Source organism: Lactovum odontotermitis (assembly GCF_054658595.1).
Genome location: NZ_BAAGGQ010000040.1, coordinates 1 through 4,754 on the forward strand (window position 1 = coordinate 1; position 4,754 = coordinate 4,754).

1 tRNA gene and 3 rRNA genes are annotated in these 4,754 nt (G+C 50.6%); all 4 read left to right on the forward strand.

From position 1 onward, the window contains the following. Positions 1-1,272: ribosomal RNA gene (locus ACYQ2E_RS11120) — 16S ribosomal RNA — on the forward strand; the annotation flags it as partial. Between the two features lie 133 nt (positions 1,273-1,405). Further along, positions 1,406-1,478 (forward strand) — tRNA-Ala (locus tag ACYQ2E_RS11125). A 193-nt stretch (positions 1,479-1,671) separates the two neighbouring features. After that, positions 1,672-4,563: ribosomal RNA gene (locus ACYQ2E_RS11130) — 23S ribosomal RNA — on the forward strand. 74 nt (positions 4,564-4,637) lie between these two features. Beyond that, positions 4,638-4,753, forward strand: a 5S ribosomal RNA gene (rrf, locus tag ACYQ2E_RS11135). Position 4,754: the final 1 nt, after the last annotated feature.

The window sequence follows — 4,754 nt, forward strand, 5'->3', positions numbered from 1 at the left end:
CCAAGGCGATGATCCATAGCCGACCTGAGAGGGTAATCGGCCACATTGGGACTGAGACACGGCCCAAACTCCTACGGGAGGCAGCAGTAGGGAATCTTCGGCAATGGACGGAAGTCTGACCGAGCAACGCCGCGTGAGTGAAGAAGGTTTTCGGATCGTAAAGCTCTGTTATAAGAGACGAACGGGAGAGAGAGTGGAAAGTTCTCTTCGTGACGGTATCTTATCAGAAAGGGACGGCTAACTACGTGCCAGCAGCCGCGGTAATACGTAGGTCCCGAGCGTTGTCCGGATTTATTGGGCGTAAAGCGAGCGCAGGCGGTTTTTTAAGTCTGATGTAAAAGGCAGTGGCTTAACCATTGTACGCATTGGAAACTGGGAGACTTGAGTGCAGTAGAGGTGAGTGGAACTCCATGTGTAGCGGTGGAATGCGTAGATATATGGAAGAACACCGGAGGCGAAAGCGGCTCACTGGGCTGTAACTGACGCTGAGGCTCGAAAGCGTAGGTAGCAAACAGGATTAGATACCCTGGTAGTCTACGCCGTAAACGATGAGTGCTAGATGTTGGGAGGCATAAGCTTTTCAGTATCGCAGTTAACACGATAAGCACTCCGCCTGGGGAGTACGACCGCAAGGTTGAAACTCAAAGGAATTGACGGGGACCCGCACAAGCGGTGGAGCATGTGGTTTAATTCGAAGCAACGCGAAGAACCTTACCAAGTCTTGACATCCCGCTGACCGGCCTAGAGATAGGCCTTCCCTTCGGGGCAGCGGTGACAGGTGGTGCATGGTTGTCGTCAGCTCGTGTCGTGAGATGTTGGGTTAAGTCCCGCAACGAGCGCAACCCCTATGTTTAGTTGCCATCATTGAGTTGGGCACTCTAGACAGACTGCCGCAGATAATGCGGAGGAAGGTGGGGATGACGTCAAATCATCATGCCCCTTATGACTTGGGCTACACACGTGCTACAATGGCAAGTACAACGAGCAGCAAGCGCGCGAGCGCAAGCAAATCTCTTAAAACTTGTCTCAGTTCGGATTGCAGGCTGCAACTCGCCTGCATGAAGTCGGAATCGCTAGTAATCGCGGATCAGCACGCCGCGGTGAATACGTTCCCGGGTCTTGTACACACCGCCCGTCACACCATGGGAGTTGGGGGTGCCCAAAGTCCGTGTGCTAACCGTAAGGAGGCAGCGGCCTAAGGCAAAACCGATGACTGGGGTGAAGTCGTAACAAGGTAGCCGTAGGAGAACCTGCGGCTGGATCACCTCCTTTCTAAGGAAAACAAAGAGTGCGAATCACACATAAAAAGATTCAAGAGGTTTGATTGAAGTAATATTTAGTTTTGAGAGGTCTTAGAGACCTGACCGACGTTTAACTGTGTCTTTGTTAGACAGAGGGAAACGATGGGGGATTAGCTCAGCTGGGAGAGCGCCTGCTTTGCACGCAGGAGGTCAACGGTTCGATCCCGTTATTCTCCATTGAAGATTTGAGAGCAATTGAGAGTCTTCAAGCTTGATCATTGAAAACTGAATAACAACATAACAAAATAAACCGAAAAGATAAGGTCACACTTATCTTGAAAAAATATCGAAAGATATAGCTGCGAATTTAGAGTTTCGAGAAATCGAAAATTTTAAAAACTTATGACTTAAAGAAGCGTGAGCTTCATATGGCAAAGTTAATAAGGGCGCACGGTGGATGCCTTGGCACTAAGAGCCGAAGAAGGACGGGACGAACACCGATATGGATTGGGGAGCAGTAAGTACGCGATGATCCAGTCATTTCCGAATGGGGAAACCCGGCAGATATTGTCTGTCATCCATGAGTGAATACATAGCTCATGTGAAGGTAACGTGGTGAACTGAAACATCTCAGTAGCCACAGGAAAAGAAAATAAGAATGATTTCCTAAGTAGCGGCGAGCGAACGGGAAAGAGGCCAAACCATGGTGCTTGCATCATGGGGTTGTAGGACTGCGACATGGACTTGCATTTCATAGACGAATCCTCTGGGAAGAGGAGCTAAAGAGCGTAATAGCCGCGTAGACGAAATGAAATGCCTACCTAGCAGTATCCTGAGTAGGGCGAGACACGTGAAATCTCGTTTGAATCTGGGAGGACCATCTCCTAAGCCTAAATACTCCTTAGTGACCGATAGTGAACCAGTACCGTGAGGGAAAGGTGAAAAGAACCCCGGGAGGGGAGTGAAACAGCACCTGAAACCGTGTGCCTACAAGAAGTTCGAGGACGTTAATGTCTGAGAGCGTGCCTTTTGTAGAATGAACCGGCGAGTTATGATATGATGCGAGGTTAAGCTGAAGAGGCGGAGCCGCAGGGAAACCGAGTCTGAATAGGGCGTCATAGTATCATGTTGTAGACCCGAAACCAAGTGACCTATCCATGAGCAGGGTGAAGGTGTGGTAAGACGCACTGGAGGCCCGAACCAGGACACGTTGAAAAGTGTTTGGATGACTTGTGGATAGCGGAGAAATTCCAAACGAACTTGGAGATAGCTGGTTCTCTCCGAAATAGCTTTAGGGCTAGCGTCGCAATGTAAGTTTAATGGAGGTAGAGCACTGTTTGGCTGCGGGCCCCATCTAGGGGTACCAATTTCAGATAAACTCCGAATGCTATTAAACATGTGCGGCAGTCAGACTGCGAGTGCTAAGATCCGTAGTCGAAAGGGAAACAGCCCAGACCAACAGCTAAGGTCCCAAAATATGTGTTAAGTGGAAAAGGATGTGGGGTTGCACAGACAACTAGGAGGTTAGCTCAGAAGCAGCTACCCTTTAAAGAGTGCGTAATAGCTCACTAGTCGAGTGACCCTGCGCCGAAAATGTACCGGGGCTAAACACATTACCGAAGCTTTGGATCCGCAAGGATGGTAGGAGAGCGTTCTTAACAGCGACGAAGGTATACCGTGAGGAGTGCTGGAGCGTTAAGAAGTGAGAATGCCGGTATGAGTAGCGAAAGACAGGTGAGAATCCTGTCCACCGTATGACTAAGGTTTCCTGGGGAAGGCTCGTCCGCCCAGGGTTAGTCGGGGCCTAAGGCGAGGCAGAAATGCGTAGTCGATGGACAACAGGTTGATATTCCTGTACAGGTAATATTGTGAGGGCGTGACGCAGTAGGCTAGGGAGTGCCAGTGAATGGATTCTGGTCTAATCAGTGAGGCGTGGATTGAGTCAAATGCTTGATCCTGTAACGTTGAGCTGTGATGGGGAAGCTTCTTCGGAAGCGAAGTTCCTGATGTCACACTGCCAAGAAAAGCGTCTAGCATAAGATATTACTTCCCGTACCGTAAACCGACACAGGTAGTCGAGGCGAGTAGCCTCAGGTGATCGAGCGAACTCTCGTTAAGGAACTCGGCAAAATGACCCCGTAACTTCGGGAGAAGGGGTGCTCAAGGAGACTTGAGCCGCAGTGAATAGGTCCAAGCAACTGTTTATCAAAAACACAGCTCTCTGCAAAACCGTAAGGTGAAGTATAGGGGGTGACGCCTGCCCGGTGCTGGAAGGTTAAGAGGAGGTGTTAGCGCAAGCGAAGCACTGAATTGAAGCCCCAGTAAACGGCGGCCGTAACTATAACGGTCCTAAGGTAGCGAAATTCCTTGTCGGGTAAGTTCCGACCCGCACGAAAGGCGTAATGATTTGGATACTGTCTCAACGAGAGACTCGGTGAAATTTTAGTACCTGTGAAGATGCAGGTTACCCGCGACAGGACGGAAAGACCCCATGGAGCTTTACTGCAGTTTGATATTGAGTATTTGTAAGTCATGTACAGGATAGGTAGGAGCCTAAGAGACCAGGACGCTAGTTTTGGTGGAGGCATTGTTGGGATACTACCCTTGACTTATGGCTACTCTAACCCGCCGCCCTGACCGGGCGGGGAGACAGTGTCTGACGGGCAGTTTGACTGGGGCGGTCGCCTCCTAAAGAGTAACGGAGGCGCCCAAAGGTTCCCTCAGAATGGTTGGAAATCATTCGTAGAGTGTAAAGGTAGAAGGGAGCTTGACTGCGAGACCAACAAGTCGAGCAGGGACGAAAGTCGGGCTTAGTGATCCGGTGGTACCGCATGGAAGGGCCATCGCTCAACGGATAAAAGCTACCCTGGGGATAACAGGCTTATCTCCCCCAAGAGTTCACATCGACGGGGAGGTTTGGCACCTCGATGTCGGCTCGTCGCATCCTGGGGCTGTAGTCGGTCCCAAGGGTTGGGCTGTTCGCCCATTAAAGCGGCACGCGAGCTGGGTTCAGAACGTCGTGAGACAGTTCGGTCCCTATCCGTCGCGGGCGTAGGAAATTTGAGGGGATCTGTCCTTAGTACGAGAGGACCGGGATGGACCCACCGCTGGTGTACCAGTTGTCTCGCCAGAGGCACGGCTGGATAGCTAAGTGGGGCAGGGATAAACGCTGAAAGCATCTAAGTGTGAAGCCCCCCTCGAGATGAGATTTCCCACCACTTATGGTTAAGAGCCCTGAGAGAAGATCAGGTAGATAGGACGGATGTGGAAGTGCGGCGACGCATGGAGCTAACCGTTACTAATCGCTCGAGGACTTTACCAAAGAGTCAAGCAGCAAGGTTTTGAGTGAAAGTTGTTATTTAGTTTTGAATGATGAAGTCATTCAGAAGCAATTAGTTTGGGAATCATGGCGTGAGGGATACACCTGTATCCATGTCGAACACAGCAGTTAAGCCTCACCGCGCCGGATGTAGTTGGGGGTTGCCCCCTGTCAGATATGGGCGTTCCCAAGCT